A 489-nucleotide genomic window follows, 5' to 3' on the forward strand; every position below is an offset into this window, starting at 1 on the left:
CCTCCGCTCCCGTCGAGCTGGTCGTGCTCGACATGGCCGGCACCACCGTCGTCGACGACGGCGTCGTCGAGCAGGCCTTCGCCCGGGTCGCCGACCGGGTCGACCTCGGGCCGGCGCTCACCCGCGACGAGGCCCTGCAGTACGTCCGCGACACGATGGGGCAGTCGAAGATCGAGGTCTTCCGGCACCTCGCCGGGGGCGACGAGCGGGTCGCCCAGCGGGCCAACGAGCAGTTCGAGATCGCGTACGGCGAGCTCGTCGACGAGAACGGGGTCGACCCGATCGAGGGGGCGGGTGATCTGATCGACGCGCTCCGCGCCTCCGGAATCGCGGTCGTGCTGACCACCGGGTTCTCGCCCGACACCCGTGACCGCCTGCTCGACGCCCTGGCCTGGCAGGTCGACGCCGCCCTCTCGCCGGTCGACGCGGGCCGCGGACGCCCTGCGCCCGACCTCGTGCTCGCGGCGCTGCTGCGCACCGGGGCGTCGT

At 74.0% G+C, this 489-nt stretch carries 1 protein-coding gene; it reads left to right on the forward strand.

The window, feature by feature from the left end; translation table 11 throughout:
- The coding region (locus ACZ6JE_RS15100) for an HAD family hydrolase (protein WP_464319462.1) at window positions 1-489 on the forward strand (489 nt) is incomplete at both ends.

Source organism: Frigoribacterium sp. AC759, from assembly GCF_979256015.1.